General features: G+C 61.2%; 17 protein-coding genes and 1 rRNA gene. 9 read left to right on the top strand and 9 right to left on the bottom strand.

What is annotated here, in order from left to right; all coding sequences use genetic code 11:
• Window positions 1-13: 13 nt before the first annotated feature.
• The gene (fadB, locus tag KUV45_RS05340) at window positions 14-2,167 is read right to left on the bottom strand and encodes a fatty acid oxidation complex subunit alpha FadB (RefSeq protein ID WP_222164269.1); all 2,154 of its coding nucleotides are present in this window, start codon (window positions 2,165-2,167) and stop codon (window positions 14-16) included.
• Between the two features lie 415 nt (window positions 2,168-2,582).
• Here fadB and KUV45_RS05345 point away from each other — a divergent pair, with 415 nt between their 5' ends.
• Together KUV45_RS05345 and slyA are read left to right on the top strand one after the other, a co-directional pair.
• Window positions 2,583-3,893 carry a DUF5924 family protein gene (locus tag KUV45_RS05345; protein ID WP_222164270.1) on the top strand — a complete coding sequence of 437 codons (1,311 nt, stop codon included), beginning with the start codon at window positions 2,583-2,585 and terminating at the stop codon, window positions 3,891-3,893.
• 130 nt (window positions 3,894-4,023) lie between these two features.
• Complete coding sequence (slyA, locus tag KUV45_RS05350; RefSeq protein WP_222164271.1) at window positions 4,024-4,470, top strand: transcriptional regulator SlyA; 447 nt, start codon at window positions 4,024-4,026, stop codon at window positions 4,468-4,470.
• Between the two features lie 150 nt (window positions 4,471-4,620).
• Here the strand turns inward: slyA and KUV45_RS05355 are convergent, their stop codons facing one another.
• On the bottom strand, window positions 4,621-5,151 hold the full coding sequence (locus KUV45_RS05355) for a preprotein translocase subunit YajC (RefSeq protein ID WP_222164272.1): 531 nt from the start codon (window positions 5,149-5,151) through the stop codon (window positions 4,621-4,623).
• 110 nt (window positions 5,152-5,261) lie between these two features.
• Here KUV45_RS05355 and KUV45_RS05360 point away from each other — a divergent pair, with 110 nt between their 5' ends.
• Entirely contained in the window at window positions 5,262-5,708 is a 447-nt protein-coding gene (locus KUV45_RS05360) for a universal stress protein (protein ID WP_206944481.1), read from the top strand.
• 93 nt (window positions 5,709-5,801) lie between these two features.
• Here the strand turns inward: KUV45_RS05360 and KUV45_RS05365 are convergent, their stop codons facing one another.
• Window positions 5,802-7,778, bottom strand: a complete 1,977-nt coding sequence (locus tag KUV45_RS05365) for an ATP-binding cassette domain-containing protein (RefSeq protein ID WP_222164273.1) — start codon at window positions 7,776-7,778, stop codon at window positions 5,802-5,804.
• 182 nt (window positions 7,779-7,960) lie between these two features.
• Here KUV45_RS05365 and KUV45_RS05370 point away from each other — a divergent pair, with 182 nt between their 5' ends.
• Both KUV45_RS05370 and KUV45_RS05375 read left to right on the top strand, forming a co-directional pair.
• A complete protein-coding gene (locus tag KUV45_RS05370) occupies window positions 7,961-8,815 on the top strand; it encodes a TatD family hydrolase (protein WP_224852171.1) in 855 nt (284 codons plus the stop codon).
• A gap of 1 nt (window position 8,816) precedes the next feature.
• On the top strand, window positions 8,817-9,305 hold the full coding sequence (locus KUV45_RS05375; protein WP_206944485.1) for a hypothetical protein: 489 nt from the start codon (window positions 8,817-8,819) through the stop codon (window positions 9,303-9,305).
• 6 nt (window positions 9,306-9,311) lie between these two features.
• Here the strand turns inward: KUV45_RS05375 and KUV45_RS05380 are convergent, their stop codons facing one another.
• Window positions 9,312-9,872: an elongation factor P hydroxylase gene (locus tag KUV45_RS05380; RefSeq protein WP_308126696.1), complete on the bottom strand. Its 561-nt coding sequence runs from the start codon at window positions 9,870-9,872 to the stop codon at window positions 9,312-9,314.
• A gap of 291 nt (window positions 9,873-10,163) precedes the next feature.
• Between KUV45_RS05380 and KUV45_RS05385 the strand changes: the two genes are divergently transcribed.
• From KUV45_RS05385 to KUV45_RS05395, 3 genes are all read left to right on the top strand, one after another.
• Window positions 10,164-11,609, top strand: a complete 1,446-nt coding sequence (locus KUV45_RS05385) for an MATE family efflux transporter (RefSeq protein WP_224852172.1) — start codon at window positions 10,164-10,166, stop codon at window positions 11,607-11,609.
• Entirely contained in the window at window positions 11,606-12,646 is a 1,041-nt protein-coding gene (locus KUV45_RS05390; RefSeq protein ID WP_222164275.1) for a DUF3080 family protein, read from the top strand. Before KUV45_RS05385 ends, KUV45_RS05390 begins: the two co-directional genes overlap by 4 nt.
• A gap of 101 nt (window positions 12,647-12,747) precedes the next feature.
• Window positions 12,748-13,458 (top strand): hypothetical protein, encoded by a 711-nt coding sequence (locus tag KUV45_RS05395; protein ID WP_206944495.1) that lies wholly within the window; start codon window positions 12,748-12,750, stop codon window positions 13,456-13,458.
• 77 nt (window positions 13,459-13,535) lie between these two features.
• Here the strand turns inward: KUV45_RS05395 and tusA are convergent, their stop codons facing one another.
• Window positions 13,536-13,790, bottom strand: coding sequence for a sulfurtransferase TusA (tusA, locus tag KUV45_RS05400; RefSeq protein ID WP_206944497.1), 255 nt, complete (start codon window positions 13,788-13,790; stop codon window positions 13,536-13,538).
• A gap of 26 nt (window positions 13,791-13,816) precedes the next feature.
• Here tusA and KUV45_RS05405 point away from each other — a divergent pair, with 26 nt between their 5' ends.
• Window positions 13,817-14,104, top strand: a complete 288-nt coding sequence (locus tag KUV45_RS05405) for an antibiotic biosynthesis monooxygenase (RefSeq protein WP_206944499.1) — start codon at window positions 13,817-13,819, stop codon at window positions 14,102-14,104.
• Window positions 14,105-14,276: 172 nt separating this feature from the next.
• Here the strand turns inward: KUV45_RS05405 and rlmM are convergent, their stop codons facing one another.
• The 4 genes from rlmM to rrf all read right to left on the bottom strand — a co-directional run.
• The gene (rlmM, locus tag KUV45_RS05410) at window positions 14,277-15,338 is read right to left on the bottom strand and encodes a 23S rRNA (cytidine(2498)-2'-O)-methyltransferase RlmM (protein ID WP_222164276.1); all 1,062 of its coding nucleotides are present in this window, start codon (window positions 15,336-15,338) and stop codon (window positions 14,277-14,279) included.
• Window positions 15,328-15,765, bottom strand: coding sequence for a DUF2721 domain-containing protein (locus tag KUV45_RS05415; RefSeq protein WP_206944502.1), 438 nt, complete (start codon window positions 15,763-15,765; stop codon window positions 15,328-15,330). Before KUV45_RS05415 ends, rlmM begins: the two co-directional genes overlap by 11 nt.
• 163 nt (window positions 15,766-15,928) lie before the next feature.
• Window positions 15,929-17,485 (bottom strand): BCCT family transporter, encoded by a 1,557-nt coding sequence (locus KUV45_RS05420; RefSeq protein ID WP_206944504.1) that lies wholly within the window; start codon window positions 17,483-17,485, stop codon window positions 15,929-15,931.
• Between the two features lie 813 nt (window positions 17,486-18,298).
• Window positions 18,299-18,412: ribosomal RNA gene (gene rrf / locus KUV45_RS05425) — 5S ribosomal RNA — on the bottom strand; the annotation flags it as partial.

Here is an 18,412-nt window from a genome sequence, read left to right on the forward strand (position 1 = left end):
CTGTCTCGTGGGGTCACTTGGTGTAAAAGGTCTTGCCCGCGTTGGCCATCTCGCGCAGGCCATCCGTGGGGGCATACAGCGGGCCGAGCTCAGCCGCCAGGCTATCCGCCAGGGCGACAAACTCTGCCACTCCCATGGCGTCGATGTAGCGCAGCGCACCGCCACGGAAGGGAGGGAAGCCAATGCCATAGATCAATGCCATATCGGCCTCTGCGGGCGTGCCAACAATGTTGTCCTCAAGGCAGCGCACGGTTTCCATGCACAGCGGCACCATCATTCGCGCGACAATCTCCTCATCAGTGAACTCGCGGCTTTCCGTCACGACCTGACTCACCAGCTCGACCGCGCTCTCGTCGCGCACCTTCTTCGGCTTGCCCTTGCGATCCTCTTCATAGGCGTAAAAGCCCTTGGCGTTCTTCTGGCCGAGACGATCGTTGTCGAACATGACCTGAATCGCCGTCTTGCCTTCGCGGGCCATCCGATCAGGGAAGCCTTCCGCCATCACCTCATTGGCATGGACGGCCGTATCCATTCCCACCACATCCAGCAGGTAGGCAGGTCCCATGGGCCAACCGAACTTCTCCATGACCTTGTCGACTCGCTGGAAGTCGGCGCCTTTCTCCACCAGCAGGCTGAAGCCACCGAAGTAGGGGAAGAGCACCCGGTTGACCAGGAAGCCAGGGCAGTCGTTGACCACGATCGGGGTCTTGCCCATTGCCTTGGCGTAGGCCACCGTCGCCGCCACGGCGGCATCGCCGGTCTTCTCGCCGCGAATGACCTCGACCAAGGGCATGCGGTGCACCGGGTTGAAGAAGTGCATGCCGCAGAAGTTTTCCGGGCGCTTGAGGTTCTGCGCCAACCGGGTGATGGAGATCGTCGAGGTGTTCGATGCCAGGACGGTGTTCTCGCTGACCTGTGCTTCGACCTCGGTCAGCACCGCATCCTTGACCTTCGGGTTCTCGACCACGGCTTCGACGACCAGATCGACCGTGCCAAAGTCACCATAGGACAAGGTAGGACGAATATTGGTGAGCTTCTCCGCTGCTGCCTCAGGTGACAGCTTGCCCCGAGCCGCCTGCTTGCCAAACAGCTTGCGTGCCTCCTTCAGCCCCAGCTCGATGGCATCCTCCTTGATGTCCTTCATCAAGATCGGAGTGCCCTTCGAGGCGCTCTGATAGGCGATTCCACCGCCCATGATCCCGGCCCCCAAGACGGCAGCCTGACGCACGGGCTGAGCCTGCTTGGCGTACTGTCCGCCCTTTTTCTTGACAACCTGATCGTTCATGAACAGGCCGACCAGGTTGTAGCAGACATCGGTCTTGGCCATCTTGCAGAATGCCTTGGCCTCGATGGCCTGCGCGCGTGCCCGCGTCTCGCCGGCGCCCTTCTGGATCACCTTGATGGCTTCCACTGGCGCCGGATAATGTGGACCCGCCTTGCCAGCCACATAGCCCTTTGCCGTTTCAAACACCATCATCTGCTCGATGGGGTTCAGGTTGAGCGGGCTGTTCTTCTCTTCTCGACGTGCCTTGACGTCAAGCTCTCCGGCGTTGGCCCGGGCCAGGATGTCCAGCGCCGCCGCCTCGAGGTCTTCTCGGGGCACCACGGCGTCAACCGCTCCCACCTTGAGGCATGCATCGGCGCGGTTCTCGGTGCCTCCGGCAATCCATTCGATGGCGTTATCGGCGCCGATGACCCGCGGCAGGCGAACACAGCCGCCCCAGCCCGGCACGATGCCCAGCTTGGTCTCCGGCAGGCCAATCTTGGCCTCCTGACTCATCACACGGAAATCCGTTGAGAGCACCACCTCACAGCCGCCCCCCAGGGCCAGGCCGTTGATCGCGCTGACCGTCGGGAACGGCATGTCCTCCAGGCCATTGAAGATGCCGTGAACCTGCTCGAGCATGGCTTGAATCTCCGCCTCGTCCTTGTCGAACATGGCGTGAAACTCAGTAATGTCGGCGCCCACAATGAAGGCTTCCTTGGCGCTCTTCAGCAGCAGCCCCTTGAGCCCCTGACCACCGCGCACCGCCTCGAGGGCTTCACCGAGCTCCTTGATCACGGCGCCGGAGAGCTTGTTGACCGATTCATCCTTCAAGTCGAAGGTCAGGATGGCGATATCGTCGCCATTGCGAGCCACCGAAATGGCGTTGCCTTGATAGATCATCCACGCATCTCCACTGAAGTCATCCCGTGTTACCCGGACAGTGGCCTGTGTCCCTGTCCAGGTGAGCGGTATTCATACGGCCGTTTGATTTTGCCAGCTTGGTGCAAAGATTCACTTCCGTCAACCCCTACCATTACCTTAGAGGGATTACACGACGTTGAAGCAGGTAAAGGCATCCTGGCAGCGTTTAAGCATACTGTTAACAGAGCGCTGGAGAGGTGTCGTGGGAGCTGGCAGGGCCACCGCCGCTATACCCTTGCGAAGGCCAGGTCGGGAGCGCAGCTTGCCTATGGTTAAATGGCGGCCCTGCGCTACACCCGCTGTCGATTGAGCGGCTGCGCATGACCTTGAGCACGACCCTGCGTTCAGCGCTTTGTCGCAGTGCCGACTGTCTTTCATCGTTACGGATTCTCCTATGTCTACGCCGCCCGCCCAGCGCACCACGCTGAACGCCCTCCAGCGCACCATCGAAACCTGGGTCGCCCGCCTGCGCCCCTGGCACTGGGTCTGGCCACCGCTGGCCTTTGCCGCGGGCGTTGCCAGTTTCTTTCTGGTGGAGCGACAGCAATGGTTGGGGGTCCTGCTCGCCACTGGCATGCTGCTGGCCTGGATTCTCCTGCTGTCAGAGAGCCTGATCGGGAGAATCATGGTGCGGCGGGGCTACCCGTCCCTGCCCCGCGGCGTGACCACCTTTATTGCCCAGATGATTCACCAGGAAACCTTGTTCTTCACGCTTCCCTTCCTGGTCGCCACCACCGTCTGGACCAGCGGTCAGGCACTGTTCAGCTTGTTCATGCTGGCCATGGCTATCCTGTCGATTGTCGATCCCCTGTATTACCGCCTGGCCGCCCGCAAGCGCTGGCTGTATTTCGTCTTCCATGCCCAGTGCGTGTTTCTCGTCGTGCTGGTCACGCTGCCGCTGGTGCTGCACCTGAGTACCGGACAAAGCATGCTGGCGGCAGTGGTCGCCATGCTGCTGTTCAGCCTGCCAAGTCTGTTGCATCTCCTGCGGCCACTCAGCCCAAGCCGGTGGCTGGCCATGTTCGCCTTGCTGCCGGTGTTGGCGGGGGCGGCCTGGCTCGGGCGTGTGTGGGTCCCGCCCGCCACGCTTTGGCTGTCTGGAAGCGCGCTTTCCCCCGCCTTCGACGAGGCCAGCCGCACACCTCAGGGCAACATGGCGCTGACCCCGGAGGCACTGACGTCTCGCGGTCTGTATGCCTATACCGCGATTCACGCGCCGCGAGGACTCAAGGAAGAGGTCGTGCACGAGTGGCGTCATGAGGGGCAGCTGGTCGACCGCATCGCGCTTGAGATATACGGCGGCCGTGCAGAGGGATATCGCGCCTGGACCCGCAAGCAGAACTTCCCTGACAACGTGACCGGCAGCTGGCGGATCGACGTCATGACCGCCGGGGGACAGCGCATCGGCGTCCTCAGGTTCGAGGTGGCGGATGATCCTGACCAGGCCACCAGGGCAGACGCTACTATCGACACTCAGGTCGGCATGCCAGGGCTGCGCTTGCGGTGGCTGACGGCCGGCCCTGAAGGCCAAGAGGCTGACCGGGAAGAGGAAAAAGAAGACGCTGGTACAGCTCCCGGATTGACGGAAGACCACTCAGGCCGCAGCGAAAGCAGCGAAAGCAGCGAAAGCAGCGAGGATAGTGAAAACACCGCAACCAGTGCGCCAGCCCCCAGCGAGGCCGTGCCACAGTCAACAGCGCAGTAACAGGATCGGTGGATACCTCAATCGGACGATCGAGAAGGTGCATCAGAGGGCAAACCAGGGTGGTGGCTTGCATTCCCGCGCCAGCGTTCGGACAATCGAATCATTTGCAGCCTTGCGATTCTAGGTCGATATGAACGAGAACATTGGATTCCAACTCTCCCGTGCACCGCGCATCTGGCGGGCGGTGCTTGATCAACGTCTGGCTCCGCTGGGGCTCACCCAGACCCGTTGGGTGACGCTCTATCATCTCTGGCGCATGCCAGAAGGCCAGCCACAATGCGACCTGGCTCGCGCTATCGGTGTCGAGGCGCCTTCACTGGTACGAACCCTTGACCAACTCTGCGAGCAGGGCCTGGTGGAGCGCTGCCCCTGCGATCAGGACCGCCGCACCAAGCGCGTCCATCTCACGGAGCAGGCAACCCCGCTGCTGGAGAAGATCGACGCCATCGTGCGTGAAGCCAGGGAAGAAATGCTGAAGGGCCTGGATGATGATGAGCAGGAACGCTTGAGTGACATGCTCAATCGTATCGAAGCCAATGGCCAGGCACTGTTAAGCCCGGAAGACTGCCAAGGCTGAGTGGTGCTGGCTTGGCTTGGCTTGGCTTGGCTTGATCTGGTCTGGTCTGGTCTGGTCTGGTCTGACTCAGCATCGGCGGCGCGCATCCGCAGTATCGCAAAAGCGCGCCCTCCAAAGCAGTGCGTACTACTTTCTCCCGTCCCGCGGAGCCTAAGGCGGCGAGCCCGGGACGCTACCGGCCGGACGATCAGGACGCCCCTGCAGCGCATCTCGGAGTGCCGCTGCTGGCGCCGAGATAGCGCCAAACTCCGGCGCCTCGAGAGACTCCTCCCACCAAAGTGTCAAGGCTTTGTCACAGGATTCCACCACCCAGGCGTCGTCCGGCAGTTGTGACAGCAGCCTCGACAGGCGTGCGCTGATGACAGAGGGCAATGGCTCCAGCGGCTGTACCCTCCAGCGCCAGCCTTCATCGTATTTAAAGTGCTTCAACGACTCGCTGGCCCGAGCGTTGCGCACCAGCACAAAATGCGGTCCCGGGCGCTGAGCAGGATAGGTCCAACGATAGGCCGCCATCTTGTCGACCTCACCATGCAACGGGGGTGTATCCAGCTTGACGCTGGCACCTGCTTCAATGGCAACCTGACGCAGCTGGCCCTGCCGACGCTCCCTGGCGGTGGGCCTGAGCCACATCGCTGGTGCGAAGACCATCCCTACGACACCCAGTATCAGTAGCCACAACATACGGTTTCCTTTGCAAAAACGTTGATCGTCGGCATTGTTTTGACTGCCACGGCGTCCTAGAGTGACATTACGATACCTCTTTTACTTGACCGCCGAGGAGGCGTAGTCCCGTGAGCAATGAATATCGTCATGTGCTGGTGGCAGTGGACCTCACCAAGGACTCTCACAAGATCCTCGAACGAGCCTTGCAGGTCGCTGACCGGAACCACGCCAAGCTATCGATCATGCACACCCTGGAGCCACTGGGCTTTGCCTATGGCGGTGACATTCCCATGGATCTCACCAGCATTCAGGATCAGCTGGATGACCATGCCAAGCAACGTCTGGCGGAGATCGCCGATGCCACGGTCGCCCGGGAAGATCAGCATGTGGTGGTGGGCATGCCAGATACCGAAATTCACCGTTTTGCCGACGAAAACGGCGTAGACCTTATCGTGGTTGGCTCACACGGTCGCCATGGTTTCGCTCTGTTGCTCGGCTCCACCTCTACCGGGGTACTCCATGGAGCCCAGTGCGATGTGCTGGCCGTGCGAGTCGGCAAGGAAAGCGAAGAGTAAGCACACCACCCACCACCCTATCGGGTGTCATGCATCTCCAACGTTGGCGCCGGCTTCATGCCGGCTCCAACGACTGCCTTGGCCACAGCTGTGTTACTCCCCGGACGCCATGGCCTCGAGTTCCATCCAGCGTTCCATGGTCGCGTCCAAAGCATCCTGGGTCTGCTGCAGCAACGCCAGTCGCTCGGCCACCACGCCGGAGGGCTGCTGGTAGAAGTCTGGGCGCCCTGCCTCGCTTTCCAACTCGGCCACTTGGTCTTCCAGCCGCTCAATCTCAACGGGCAGGCCATCCAGCTCACGCTGCAGCTTGTAGGACAACTTGACCGGCTTGGCCTTGCCTTGCCCGGTCGGCCTGGAGCTACCCGCTGAGGGCGTTCCCCCCGCTGAAGGCTCTTTATCAGCTGAAGGCTCTTTATCCGCTGAAGGCTCCGTATCCGCTGACGGCTCCACCCGCTGACGCGCGGCCCCCTCCCAAGGTGCAGGCGGCAGTTTACCGCCCTGACGCACCCAGTCGGTGTAGCCACCCACATATTCACGCACCTGACCACGCCCCTCGAAGGCCAGTACGCTGGTCACCACATTGTCCATGAAGGCGCGGTCGTGGGACACCAGCAACAAGGTCCCATCGAAGCCCAGCAGCAGTTCTTCCAACAGCTCCAGGGTCTCGACATCCAGGTCGTTGGTCGGCTCGTCCAGTACCAGCACATTGGCTGGCTGAGTGAACAGCTTGGCTAACAGCAGTCGATTCGACTCGCCACCCGACAAGGCCTTGACCGGCTGGCGGGCGCGCTCAGGCGAAAACAGGAAATCCTGAAGGTAGCTCATCACATGGCGATCGCGGCCACCCACCGTGACACGATCACTTCCCTGGGCCACGTTATCGTAGACGGTACGCTCCGGCTCGAGCCCGGCTCGCAGTTGGTCGAAATAGGCAACTTGAAGCTTGGTGCCAACCCGCACATTGCCCTCGCTGGGGGTCAGCTCGCCCAGCAGGATCTTCAGTAGCGTGGTCTTTCCCGCGCCATTACGGCCGATCAAGCCGATGCGGTCACCCCGTTGAATCTCGATGCTGAGATCACGGATGACCGTCGCTTCCTCGAAGTGCTGGGTGACGTTCTCCAGTTCGACCACGCGCTTGCCGCTGCGCTCACCGGAGTCGACGGTCAGGTTGGCATTGCCCTGACGCTCCCGTCGCTGACTACGTTCACGGCGCAGCTGCTCAAGGGCCCGCACGCGCCCTTCGTTACGGGTGCGACGAGCCTTGATACCCTGACGAATCCAGGCCTCTTCCTGGGCCAGCTTCTTGTCGAACTCGGCATTCTCGCGCGCCTCGATCTCGAGCTCGTGCTGCTTCTGCGCCTGGTAGGTGGCGTAGTCGCCGGGGTAGCGGCCCAGCTTGCCCCGGTCCAGCTCAAGAATGCCGGTGGCAAGCCGCGACAGGAAAGCCCGGTCGTGGGTGATAAACAGCACCGCCCCGGCAAACGCCGCCAGCTGCTCTTCCAGCCAGGCAATCGTATCCAGATCCAGGTGGTTGGTCGGCTCATCCAGCAGCAGCAGGTCGGGCTCCGCCACCAGGGCTCGCGCCAGCGCTACCCGCCGCCGCCAACCGCCAGACAGCGACGACATGGCAGCATCTTCGGGCAGGCCAAGACGTGTCAGCACGACGTCGATGCGCTGGTGAAACGACCAGCCATCGATGGCCTCCAGACGGGTCTGCAGCTGCGCCATGCGGTGCATGTCCGGGTCTTCCGACTGCACCAGGTGGTGGTATTCCGACAACAGCCCGCCTGCCTCCGGCAGACCTTGTGCCACAACGTCAAAAATCGTCTCTCCGCTGGCCTCGGGCAGGTCCTGCTCGAGGACACCAATCTTCAAGCCCGGCGCACGCCACACCACACCGCCGTCGGCCTGGTTTTCCCCCGACACCAGGCGCAGCAAGGTCGACTTGCCAGTACCATTGCGGCCTACCAGCGCCAGCCGTTCACCCCGCTCCAGGGTCAGGTCCGCACCATCAAGCAACACATGGTGGCCATAGGCCAGTTGCAATTGCTCCAGTCGTAGCAGGGTCACGCTTCACCTCATCGCTTGATCATCGTCATAGTGTACCTCAAGCCCCGGGCTCTCTGGCATGGGCAGCATCTGCCAAGAACTCTCGACCAGGCCGAGGTCCGAGCCACTTGGCGCCAATGGTGGTCACGCCTCGCGACAGGTACAATGCGCCCCCTGCTTCATTCCCCGCCAAGGAGCCCGCCTTGTCAGCCTGCGATGACACTCAGGATGATCTGCTACCTGACGCCCTGCGCTTTCGTTCTCCAACGCCACTGGTCGACATTGGCGCCAACCTTACCCATGAGAGCTTCGCCAAGGACCTCGACGCGACCCTGACAAGAGCCCGCCGTGCCGGCGTCGAGACAATGGTGCTGACAGGTACCGACCTGGCTCACGCACGCCAGGCCGCGGAGCTGGCAACGCACCATCCGGGCTTATATGCGACGGCAGGGGTGCACCCCCACCACGCGAGCGAATGGTCTACTGAATTGGAAGCCGCCATGCGCGCCCTTCACCGGCTCCCCGAGGTCGTCGCCGTAGGTGAGTGCGGGCTCGACTTCCATCGCAACTTCTCCACGCCTGCACAGCAGGAGGCTGCCTTCGAGGCGCAGCTAGCATTGTCGGTGGAATCAGGCCTCCCACTCTTTATCCATGAGCGAGACGCGGGTGAGCGGATGCGTGACATCCTGCGGGCATGGCGAGATGATATTCCACGGGCCGTGGTGCACTGCTTTACGGCCGATCGGGACACGCTGCACGGCTACCTCGATCTTGATCTGCATATCGGCCTGACCGGTTGGCTGTGCGATGAGCGCCGTGGCCACCACTTGCGCGACATGGTAGGCGACATTCCCGCCAATCGGCTGATGGTAGAGACCGACTGTCCCTACCTGCTGCCCCGTAACCTGCCAGCCAAGCTCAAGGGACGCCGCCATGAGCCGGCCCTGCTGCCATGGATCGTCCGTGAAATCGCTCATTGGCGTGGCGAAGATGAGGCCACCCTGGCAGCCAGCAGCACCGCCACGGCGAGAACGTTCTTTGACCTCAAGGAGTCCTGACATGGGCGACATGCCTGCCTTTATCGCCGTAGAAACCGGCGGCGACGGTGACCTGCCCCTGGCGATCGCCTGGAGCCTGGATGACGGACGCATCAAGCACACCCTGATTCAGCCCGACGAGGACTGGCTGGACGCAGAGACCGTCTCACTGGGCGACTACAGTCGTGAGGAGCTGGCAAGCATCGGCGTCAGCCCCCTCGACGTCATCCGGGAACTCGAGACCGATCACTTCAACGCGACCTTGCTGACGGCGGGCGTATTTGATGACGAGGCGGCCATTTCTCGCCTGTTCGACACCTACGGGCTGGACCCCTTCGTGGAGCTGGCACCGGCAGAGACCCTGTATCCTGACCTGGACCCCGGTGAGTGGGCGAGAGCGCGTAATGAGCTGTTCGGTGAACTTGGCCTGGAGCCGATGCGCCCCGAGCAGGAGGTCGAAGTCATGCTGCACCTGCATCGCCGTCTCAGCGGCAGCGTCGACGACGAATAAGGCGACTCAGCTGATCACTGGCTCCGGTACAAGCTGCTTGCGGCCACAGCGAATCGCCTCTGCCAGCCCCCTGCCCTCGAGATAGAACGCCTTCAGAGCCGCTTCAAATGCCGCGGCTCTGAGCGGCAACCCGTCACGGCAATAGCGCTCGGCGCGGGCAGCCACCCGCCGGGAAAAGGCTTCCCGATCAACCTCGACCTCTCCCAGGTTGTCGACGCTGACATGGAAGCTCAGTCCTGCCGCACGGCAGAACAAGCTTTCAAGGGCCTGAGGTGCCACCTCGACCTGTTCAAAGGCCTGTTGCTGGTGCTGGTCGCGCCCATCGGGCTCATACCAGTAGCCATAATCCTCGAGCTGTCGCCGCCGGGCCCCGGCGATGCACCAATGGCTGACTTCATGCAGTACGCTGGCAAAAAAGCCGCGGGCAAAGATCACTCTGTGCCAAGGGGTATGCTCATCGGCAGGCAGATACAGGGGCTCATCTCCACCGCGTTCAAGGCGGGTCTGGAAAGACTCTGAAAACAGGCCATCGAACAGAGCGATGACATCTTCAAGGCGGTGCTCCACTGGGGCTCCTTGCAAAGGCGGTGATAGAAGGCTCGTCATGAACGTCCGGCGCTGCACCGGGCGACGGCAATGCCGCCAGGCGTGCAAGAATAACAAGACCCGGGATAACGCCAAAGCCACAGGCTATGGCGATGCTGTGCCAATCTCTCTCATCGTTCACAGCCAACGCCGCTGACAGGCGCCAGAATGGTGCATCGCTGATACACTCACACCATCTCCCATCGGCCGACAGCGCAGGATGCGGATAGCCAGGGCATGACGCCCGTTACCTTTTGCATGGAGCCTTAGATCGTGCGCCCTTTCCCCACTGGCCTTGGCGCCACGAGCCGGCGAGAAAGCTGGCCGCTTATTCGTCTTGCCCTTCCCATCTGCGGTGCTCAGCTGGCCCAGGCCGGAATGAGCGTGGTCGATATCATGATGACCGGCCGCCAGAGTGCTACCGACCTGGCGGCGGTGTCGGTGGGCGCCAGCCTGTGGATGCCACTGATGCTGTTCATGACAGGCACCCTGATGGGGCTGACGCCGATCGTCGCGCAGCTGATGGGAGGAGGACGTCAGGGCGCTATCCGGGCCAACGTTCATCAGGCCATGTGGGTAGGGCTGGGCCTTGGACTGATCTCGGCGTTGCTGCTGAACCTGGCAGTGGCGCCCGTGTTCCATTGGATGGCAGTGCCTCCTGCGGTTGCCGAACGCGCCGCTGACTACGTCGGAGCCGTGGCATACGGTATGCCCGCCGTGGCCATCTTTCTGGCCCTCCGGGCCTTTTCAGACGGAATGAACCATACCCGACCCGCACTGTGGATCAGCCTGATTGGATTGGCCGTCAATATTCCCAGCAACTATGTGTTGATCTACGGCGGAGAAGGCCTGGTGCAGCTGTTGGGTCCGGCAACGCCAGACTGGCTAGCGACCTTGCCTGCTCTCGGTGCTCATGGTTGCGGCATTGCCACTGCCATTGCCATGTGGGTCATGACGCTGGCCATGGTTCGCTATACCCAGAAAAGTCGGGCCTATGGCAGTGTTGAGCTGTGGCGCCAGCCAAGCCGGCCAGACCTGAAGTCGATGGCTGAGCTGCTTTATGTCGGGGTGCCCATTGGGGTCGCGATCTTTGTCGAGGTGACGCTTTTCACGCTGATTGCCTTGTTCGTCGCAAGCCTTGGAGAAATCGTGGTGGCAGCTCACCAGGTGGCGCTCAACTTCACTTCACTGCTGTTCATGCTGCCGCTTTCGTTGGGAATGGCGCTGACCGTTCGTGTCGGCAATGCCCTGGGAAGCGGCGATGCCCGTCTGGCCCGACTGGTCGCCTGGAATGGCATCCTGATCGCCCTGCTGGTGGCGCTGTTCAACAGTGCCGTCCTGTGGCTGTCCGCCGATCTGGTGGTCGGCCTGTATACCCACAACACCCAAGTACAGGCCCTGACGCTGTCACTGGTGGGCCTGGCCATGCTGTACCAGGTATCCGACTCGCTGCAGGTGGCACTGGCCGGTGCCTTGCGAGGCTACAAGGACACCAGAGTCATCATGTTCATCACCTTGCTGGCATACTGGCTGGTCGGGCTGGGCGGTGGCCACCTGCTCGGCCGCTACGGTCTAGGAACCTGGCTGCCACCCCTGGGCGTCCATGGCTACTGGATCGGATTGATTGCCGGATTGACCGTGGCGGCGTTGCTGCTAGGGGAACGTTTTCGCGTCAAGGCCAGACAGGTGGCCCGCGCCAATATCGACATCGCCCCATGAAGGCCTGCCGCCCGCTCGCCCTGCTGGCGGGGCTCGCTGTGTTGCTCTGTGGTTGCGGGCCGTCGTCCCTGGAGCGTGAGCTCATTGCCTATCAGCACGAGCTTGCCGACGCCACTGGGCTATCAGCGCCAGAAACCAGCGATGTGCCGAATATCGGTGATTTCCCCGAGCGCCGGTCACTGACGCTTGAGATTCCTGAGGTCCGCGAAGGCCTGCTGGACGTTTTCGCCTTGCGTGGCTGTCACATCGCCAACCTGGTGGCCCAGCGCAACAACCAGCTTGGCAAGACCGCAGCACCGAGCCAGCACTGGCTCTACGAATTGCAGCTGTGGCGACGGCTTGACCATTGCATGAATACCGCTGCCGTCGACTCGCTCAGCACGGAAGATCGCGAGCGCCTGGCCAGGCTGACCGAGACCAAGACCCGCCAGCTTCCCTTGGCCAGCTACAACGCCTTGGTCGCCTCTTCAGAGTGGGCAGGCAGTTTTTCACGCGCCAGTGCTGTACTGGACATTGACGAACTGACCGCCGTGGATGCTCAGCTACCCGCCTTGACCTACCTGACCCAGGCCGTAGATCGACAGTTCGACCATCAGTGGCAGCCTGACTCAGCCAAACTCGAGCAGGCGCTGAAAGTGCTCCGCGATCGTCCACTCAGCGCCGAACTCTTGCGCACACTCCAGCTCGCCACGCTGAGGCTGAAAGAGGCCAACGGCCTGCTGGTAAGCGCGCTGGCCAACACCAGTCTGCCGCCCCAGGCGAGCTGTCCGCTGGCTGAGAAGACGCCCTCGGCGGATCTCCTGCTTCGTCAGATGGAGCGTCTACAACGTCAATCGCGACGCTGGTTTACCGCCATGGACCAGCTCCTGGATGCCCACCTAGAGGGCCCAGCCGAACTCCAGCGCTACCGCAGCCAGTGGCTCTCGCCCAGTGGCGCTGACACTCCGCTGGTGCGTTTCCGCGAGGTCTTGGACCACCACAGGCTACTGCGCCAGCAATGGGATCAACGCTGTGTGGGCGACAGGGACTTACGCTAGTCGATCAGTCTGTGCTATTGATGAGAACAGGGACGTAGAGCGCAGCGTCCGGCCTTCGCCGAGATGCACAGCCGTTAGCAAGCAGCCGCTGGAGGGAGATCATGGGCATTCCACTATCACCCCGCCCCGCTCGGGTCATCGACCTGGAAAGCATGCGCCAACGCCAACAGGCGCGTCGACGCCTGGTCAGGCTGGCGCCGGAGCTAGACGGTCTGGAAATGGTGTATCGGCTCGATGCACATCCTGACACCCTCTATGGCATGCCTATCCTCGCTTGGGGAATGCGAGAGAATGGCGACATTGTAGGCCTGGTACCCTGGATGGAGTCACTGACTCCCTGCGAACAGCTTGATGATCCAGACCATGGACACTTCGTCGGTTACCGGGATCCCGAAACGGAAGAGCTGTTCGATCAGCCACCGGAACACAAGGAGATGGAGCTTGCTCACGCGGCTGCCTACTTCGAATACGAAGACACCAGCGACACCACGCTCATCCAAACGCTACCTGACCACCAGGGAACCCATGCGCTGTGCATGGACGATGAGGGCGAGCCATGGCAGCTCAAGCAGGTCTTTGGCTGGCGCCTGTACAGTGACGGCACCATTGAAGCCTTGCTGGCTGACGAAGAACTGATTGAATCCGTACCCGTTCTGCCGGGCGACGCCTGCCTGTATCCCGGCCATAGCCGCCACAAGGTGGTCTACTTCTTTCAGCGCCAGATCGCCAACCGCATCCGTCAGGAAGACCCGGCAACGCTCGAGGCACTGGCCATGATGGTCATGCCGGACGACGAGGATGACGTCGAATAAAGGCCCCATGCCCAGCACGGGGCGTCACCGTCGACGCCCCCTTCAAACAAGCGCGATGTCACAAGCCGGCGGAGCTGTCACCCAAGGCGAATAAAGTACCAGTGAGTGCCATCTTCCAGCGTGTGATGCTGCTGCAGATCGTGACCGAGAAACTGGCAAAATTTGGGCACATCACGCGTGGTGGCAGGATCCGTCGCAATCACCTTGAGCACCTCGCCGGTCGTCATGTCACGCACCGCATTGTGCATCATCATGATGGGTTCGGGGCAAAACAGACCACTAGTGTCCAGCTCCTTGTCGCTGGCGGGCAGGGCATCTACAGAATCCACCATCACTACCTCTGGGTTGGAGTAAAAGCATGATCAAGATCATCATCGAGCGACGTGTCATGCCGGGGTTGGAAGAAGAGTACGAACAAGCCGCCCGAGAAGCCATGCGCCAGTCACTTGGCGCCGATGGGTTCTTTGGGGGCGAAAGCCTCGTCGAACAAGGACGCTCGGACCGCCGACTGATGATTACCAAGTGGCGCGACCTGCGCGCCTGGAAAGCATGGTACACCAGCGAAGCCAGAGAACGCGTCATGCAACAGGTACACCCCTTGCTCACCGAGGCCGAGACCGTCAGAATCTTCGAGCCTGCCTACTAATCTTTATCGAGTTGACCTTCACAGACCAGGCCTGAAAAGACCAAGCCTTCCTGTTCTAAGCCTTAAAAGCATTGGCCTGCATGGACGACCGGCGTCGCCGCGGTATCGACGAGGCATTCAAGCGGCGCGCCACCAAGCGCTACGTCTACGCAGGTATCTCAGCCGTACTGTTCTAAGCGATACGAACGTAGACCGTGACTTCTTCCCTGTCATGGTAGAGGTGGCGGCAACGTATCTCGGCCTTCACACCGGCCTCGTCAAGCTGATCGGCCAGGGTCGCCAGGCACAGCGATACCTCCTCCCAACGTTTTTTCATTGGCAGCTTGAGGTTGAAGACAGCTTCTCGACACCAGCGGTTTACCAGCCAGCGTTGCACCATGGCAATGACGCGGGTCGGCTTGTCGACGATGTCGCATACCAGCCAATCCAGGCGCATCGGCGGCTGCCACACGAAGCCGTCCTCTCGTAGATGCTCGACCATCCCAGACGCCATCAGTGTGTTATCCATCGGGCCATTGTCGATGGCATACACCTGCATCCCACGCTGTACGAGTTGCCAGGTCCAGCCACCGGGCGCAGCACCGAGATCAGCGGCCTGCATTCCCTCCCCCAGACGTTCATCCCACTCATCTCTCGGGACAAATTCATGCCACGCTTCCTCGAGCTTCAAGGTCGAGCGGCTCGGAGCAGCATGAGGAAAACGTAGCCTGCGAATACCTCCAGGAAACTCGCTTCGATTACCCGGAAAACTCATGGCCAGCTGCACGCGGTCACCGTCTCTCCAGACCAAGTGCAGGCGCCGCCCTCCCGCCTTTCGCCTCAGAGCACCACGCTTCTTCAAGCGCATCGTCAGGGGCCGCTCGAGCGCCTTGAGCAGGCTACTCAGTGCCTTGGCTTCATTGGTATCAGGCGTCTCCTGCCAGATGGACTCGAAACTCCAACCACAGGCTTTCAACTGCTCGAGGATGGCCGTCAGCCGGTCATCCCTGGACAATCTCAGCTCCGGCAACGCCAGCAGCGACTGCCTGGCAAACACCAGCTCATCAAACCGCAGCGACCGATGCAGGTCATTGGCCGGGTATCCGTCCGCCATGACGACCCTGACAAGCCCCTCCTCCATCAATGGCTCGACGCTTGCCACCGTGGCATCGCGCCCGAGTCGGTCAGTCAGTTCGGCACACAGGTCAGGTTCAAAGCCTGGACGGCAGAAAAGCAGTATTTGGTCAGGCGTCATGAGTAAAGGTTCTCTTTCTCCAGGCAAGATCCGCCCGCCCCTTGGCGGACAGCTCGATATCCTTGAGCTGCACATTCAGCGCATTGGTGGAAATCACGACTTCCCACAGGGAAAACACCAGCGAAATCGATAGCGACACAAGGCTAATGCCGAACAGCAGCATTCCCAGCGGTGTCCAGCTGAGAAACAAGGCAAACATGGACAGGGTGCACAGCAGAAAGCTGAACACACCAGCTATCTGCATGCGCTTGGTCAACGAGATGCGCCGGCGCAACAGGCGAATCTGCGTGATGTGATCATCTTCACCGTCCTTCACCTGTTCCGCCAGCTTGCGTATCAATCCCGCCAGGGTCAAAAAGCGGTTGGTATACGCCAGCAGCAAGAGAGATATCGCAGGAAACAACAAGGCCGGCGTGGTCAGGTTCACGGTGAGCTCCAGAGCGTCGACGAAAGTCGATTATGGTAGCAGTCGGCTCGCCCAACGACGAGCCATCTTGCACGTTCCACGCACCCTGATACATGGCCAAACGAAACGGCCCCCGACTCACGTCGAGGGCCGATTCTGGATACCACAAGTAGCGTCAGGCGTCTTACCGAATACCTTGCTCTCGGGCCATTTCCAGCGCAGCACGCGGCGCCGTCCACAGGGTCGGCAGGAGTACCAGCGAGACGGGAATGGCAGTGATCACGATAAACTGCTGCAGGGCACTGATCTGACCGGCTCCCATGCGCAGAAGAATCGCTGCCATCAGCGCCATGGCGATACCCCAGAAGGCACGGACCATGGGGTTTGGCTCGTCATGACCGGCTCCCACGACCGAGATGGCGTAACTCATGGAGTCACCAGTGGTCGCAACGAAGATAGTGGTCAACAGCAGGATCGCCAGCGCCATTAGCGTGCCACCCGGCAGTGCCTGAGCCACGGTCAGCGTCGCGACATCGAACTGAAAGTTGTTCAGCGCCTCGGTCAGGTCAATCGCTCCAGACAGCTGGTAGTAAATCCCGGAGCCGCCGAGCAGGGTGAACCACACCATGGTAGCCACCGGAGCCATGACCGCCACGGCCAGAATCATCTGCCGAATCGTCCTACCCCGTGAGATCCGTGCGACGAAGATCGCCATCAAGGGCCCGTAGCCGATAAACCAGGCAAAGAAGAACACCGTCCACCACTGCATCCACCAGTCAGGGGCGGTTTGGGTGGTCATGGTGGCCATCTCGAAGAAGGATCCCAGATAGCGCCCCAACCCCTGAGTGAAAGCATCGGTCAGGAACAGCGTCGGCCCGAAGAGGAAGATCGCCACCGCTATCGCCAGCGCCAGGAAGACGTTGAACCGGCTCAGCACCTGGATACCCTTGTGAATCCCGGTAACCGCCGATGTCACATAGACTGCCCCCAGGCCTGCCAGCACCATCAGCTGGGTGCCATAACCTTCACTGAAGCCGAACAGCTCGTGCAGGCCGAAGCTGACCTGAGTCGCGAGGAAGCCGATGGGACCTACCGTGCCGGCAACCACCGCAATCACACAGAGTGCGTCAACCAGACCACCCAACGGCCCCTGCATGGCACGTTCGCCCAGGACTGGCGTCAACAGCGTTCGTGGCTGAAGGGGTAGTCCCTTGACGTAGTGGGCATGGGCCAGCACGACGGATGCCAGCGTGCCCAGCACTGCCCACGCCAGCAGCCCCCAGTGCATGAAAGACTGGGCGAGCGCCCCTGCAATAGCGTCGACAGTTCCTGCTTCAGTATCGAAGGCCGGCGGTGTCACAACAAAGTGATAGACCGGCTCGCCGGCAGCAAAAAATACACCGCCCCCAGCCAGCAACGTGCACATGATCATCGACAGCCACTTGAAGGTGCTGATCTCAGGTGCATCCAGGTTGCCGATACGCGCCTTTGCGCTCGGACTTACCGCAATGCCGATGGCAATGAAGAATGTCGCCAGCAGGAGCAGCTGGAAGTAACTGCCCAGGGTCTTGGCTGTCCAGGCAAAGCCCGTCGAGATGCCATTGGCGACCATCTCAATGTCGTACAGCGACAAGGCAACAAAGCCCAGGATAAATCCCACACTTAGGATGAGAACGATGGGGTCGCCCAGCCGGGCGCTTGAAGACTTCCGCGTATCGGTGCTAGCGGTGGAATGACTCATGTCGTAGGTAGCGACAGACGACGATGCGTCGGGCTGTCGGACTCTCCTTTCGGGAAAGATGAATGGCGCCCTGATGGGCATGAAGGAAGCACGGAGGATTCCGCGATTTCATGGCAGCTCTGTGGCTGAAGGGAAAGGATTCACCGCGCCTCATGTGCGGATCACATCCGGCGACACACCTGTAACGAGGTTTCAAGCGTGTCGTAAAAAGCATGACAATGTCGACGTCGCATGACCACCCTCTGAAAAGCGCGATGGTTCAACGCTTGAGTCTTTCTCCGGTCATGCCAGCATGCCACTGGCGGGGGATACGAGCTCCGGGCGTCACATAAACAACAGCGCCCTTGCACGGAGGTGAGTCACCCCAGCGCTCTCAACAAGGCAGCTTGCCTCTTGCATGGGGTGAGTCACCCTGGCGCTCTTTGCAAGGGCTGCAGCGAAGCTGCAAGGGGTGGCGAACGCCACGAGCCCGCCCTTGAGAAGGATCAGGCGGGACCGCGTCGAGGGAGCCATCGACCCGCACTCATCCATGGGAAACGATCTTGACCTTGTGGAAAATCCCGATAGCCGCAGTGGTACTCGCAACCAGGCAGCTTGCCTCTCGCATGGGGGTGAGCCACCCTGGAGCTCTTTACAACGGCTGCAGCGAAGCTGCAAGGGGTGGCGAACGACGCGAGCTTGCCCTTGAGGAGAGCCAGGCCGGACCGCGCCGAGGCGGTTATCGGCGCGGCCCCACACATAAAAAGCGGGGTCGACCCATGCGTACGAAAAACCCCGACCATCTCTCGATAATCGGGGTTCTTCTGAATAAATGCCTGACGATGACCTACTCTCGCATGGGGAGACCCCACACTACCATCGGCGCTGAGCGGTTTCACTTCTGAGTTCGGCAAGGGATCAGGTGGTTCCCACTCGCTATGGTCGTCA

This window comes from Halomonas sp. DP3Y7-2 (assembly GCF_019800795.1).
Taxonomy (GTDB): Bacteria; Pseudomonadota; Gammaproteobacteria; order Pseudomonadales; family Halomonadaceae; genus Halomonas; species Halomonas litopenaei_A.

Bases quoted from the DNA above. Each gene is read 5' to 3' on its own strand.
- KUV45_RS05405 (WP_206944499.1), top strand. From the start codon at position 13,817: ATGATCAAGATCATCATCGAGCGACGTGTCATGCCGGGGTTGGAAGAA.
- fadB (WP_222164269.1), bottom strand. From the start codon at position 2,167: ATGATCTATCAAGGCAACGCCATTTCGGTGGCTCGCAATGGCGACGAT.
- KUV45_RS05395 (WP_206944495.1), top strand. From the start codon at position 12,748: ATGGGCATTCCACTATCACCCCGCCCCGCTCGGGTCATCGACCTGGAA.
- rlmM (WP_222164276.1), bottom strand. From the start codon at position 15,338: ATGACGCCTGACCAAATACTGCTTTTCTGCCGTCCAGGCTTTGAACCT.
- KUV45_RS05420 (WP_206944504.1), bottom strand. From the start codon at position 17,485: ATGAGTCATTCCACCGCTAGCACCGATACGCGGAAGTCTTCAAGCGCC.
- KUV45_RS05355 (WP_222164272.1), bottom strand. From the start codon at position 5,151: ATGTTGTGGCTACTGATACTGGGTGTCGTAGGGATGGTCTTCGCACCA.
- KUV45_RS05345 (WP_222164270.1), top strand. From the start codon at position 2,583: ATGTCTACGCCGCCCGCCCAGCGCACCACGCTGAACGCCCTCCAGCGC.
- tusA (WP_206944497.1), bottom strand. From the start codon at position 13,790: ATGGTGGATTCTGTAGATGCCCTGCCCGCCAGCGACAAGGAGCTGGAC.
- KUV45_RS05390 (WP_222164275.1), top strand. From the start codon at position 11,606: ATGAAGGCCTGCCGCCCGCTCGCCCTGCTGGCGGGGCTCGCTGTGTTG.
- KUV45_RS05375 (WP_206944485.1), top strand. From the start codon at position 8,817: ATGGGCGACATGCCTGCCTTTATCGCCGTAGAAACCGGCGGCGACGGT.
- slyA (WP_222164271.1), top strand. From the start codon at position 4,024: ATGAACGAGAACATTGGATTCCAACTCTCCCGTGCACCGCGCATCTGG.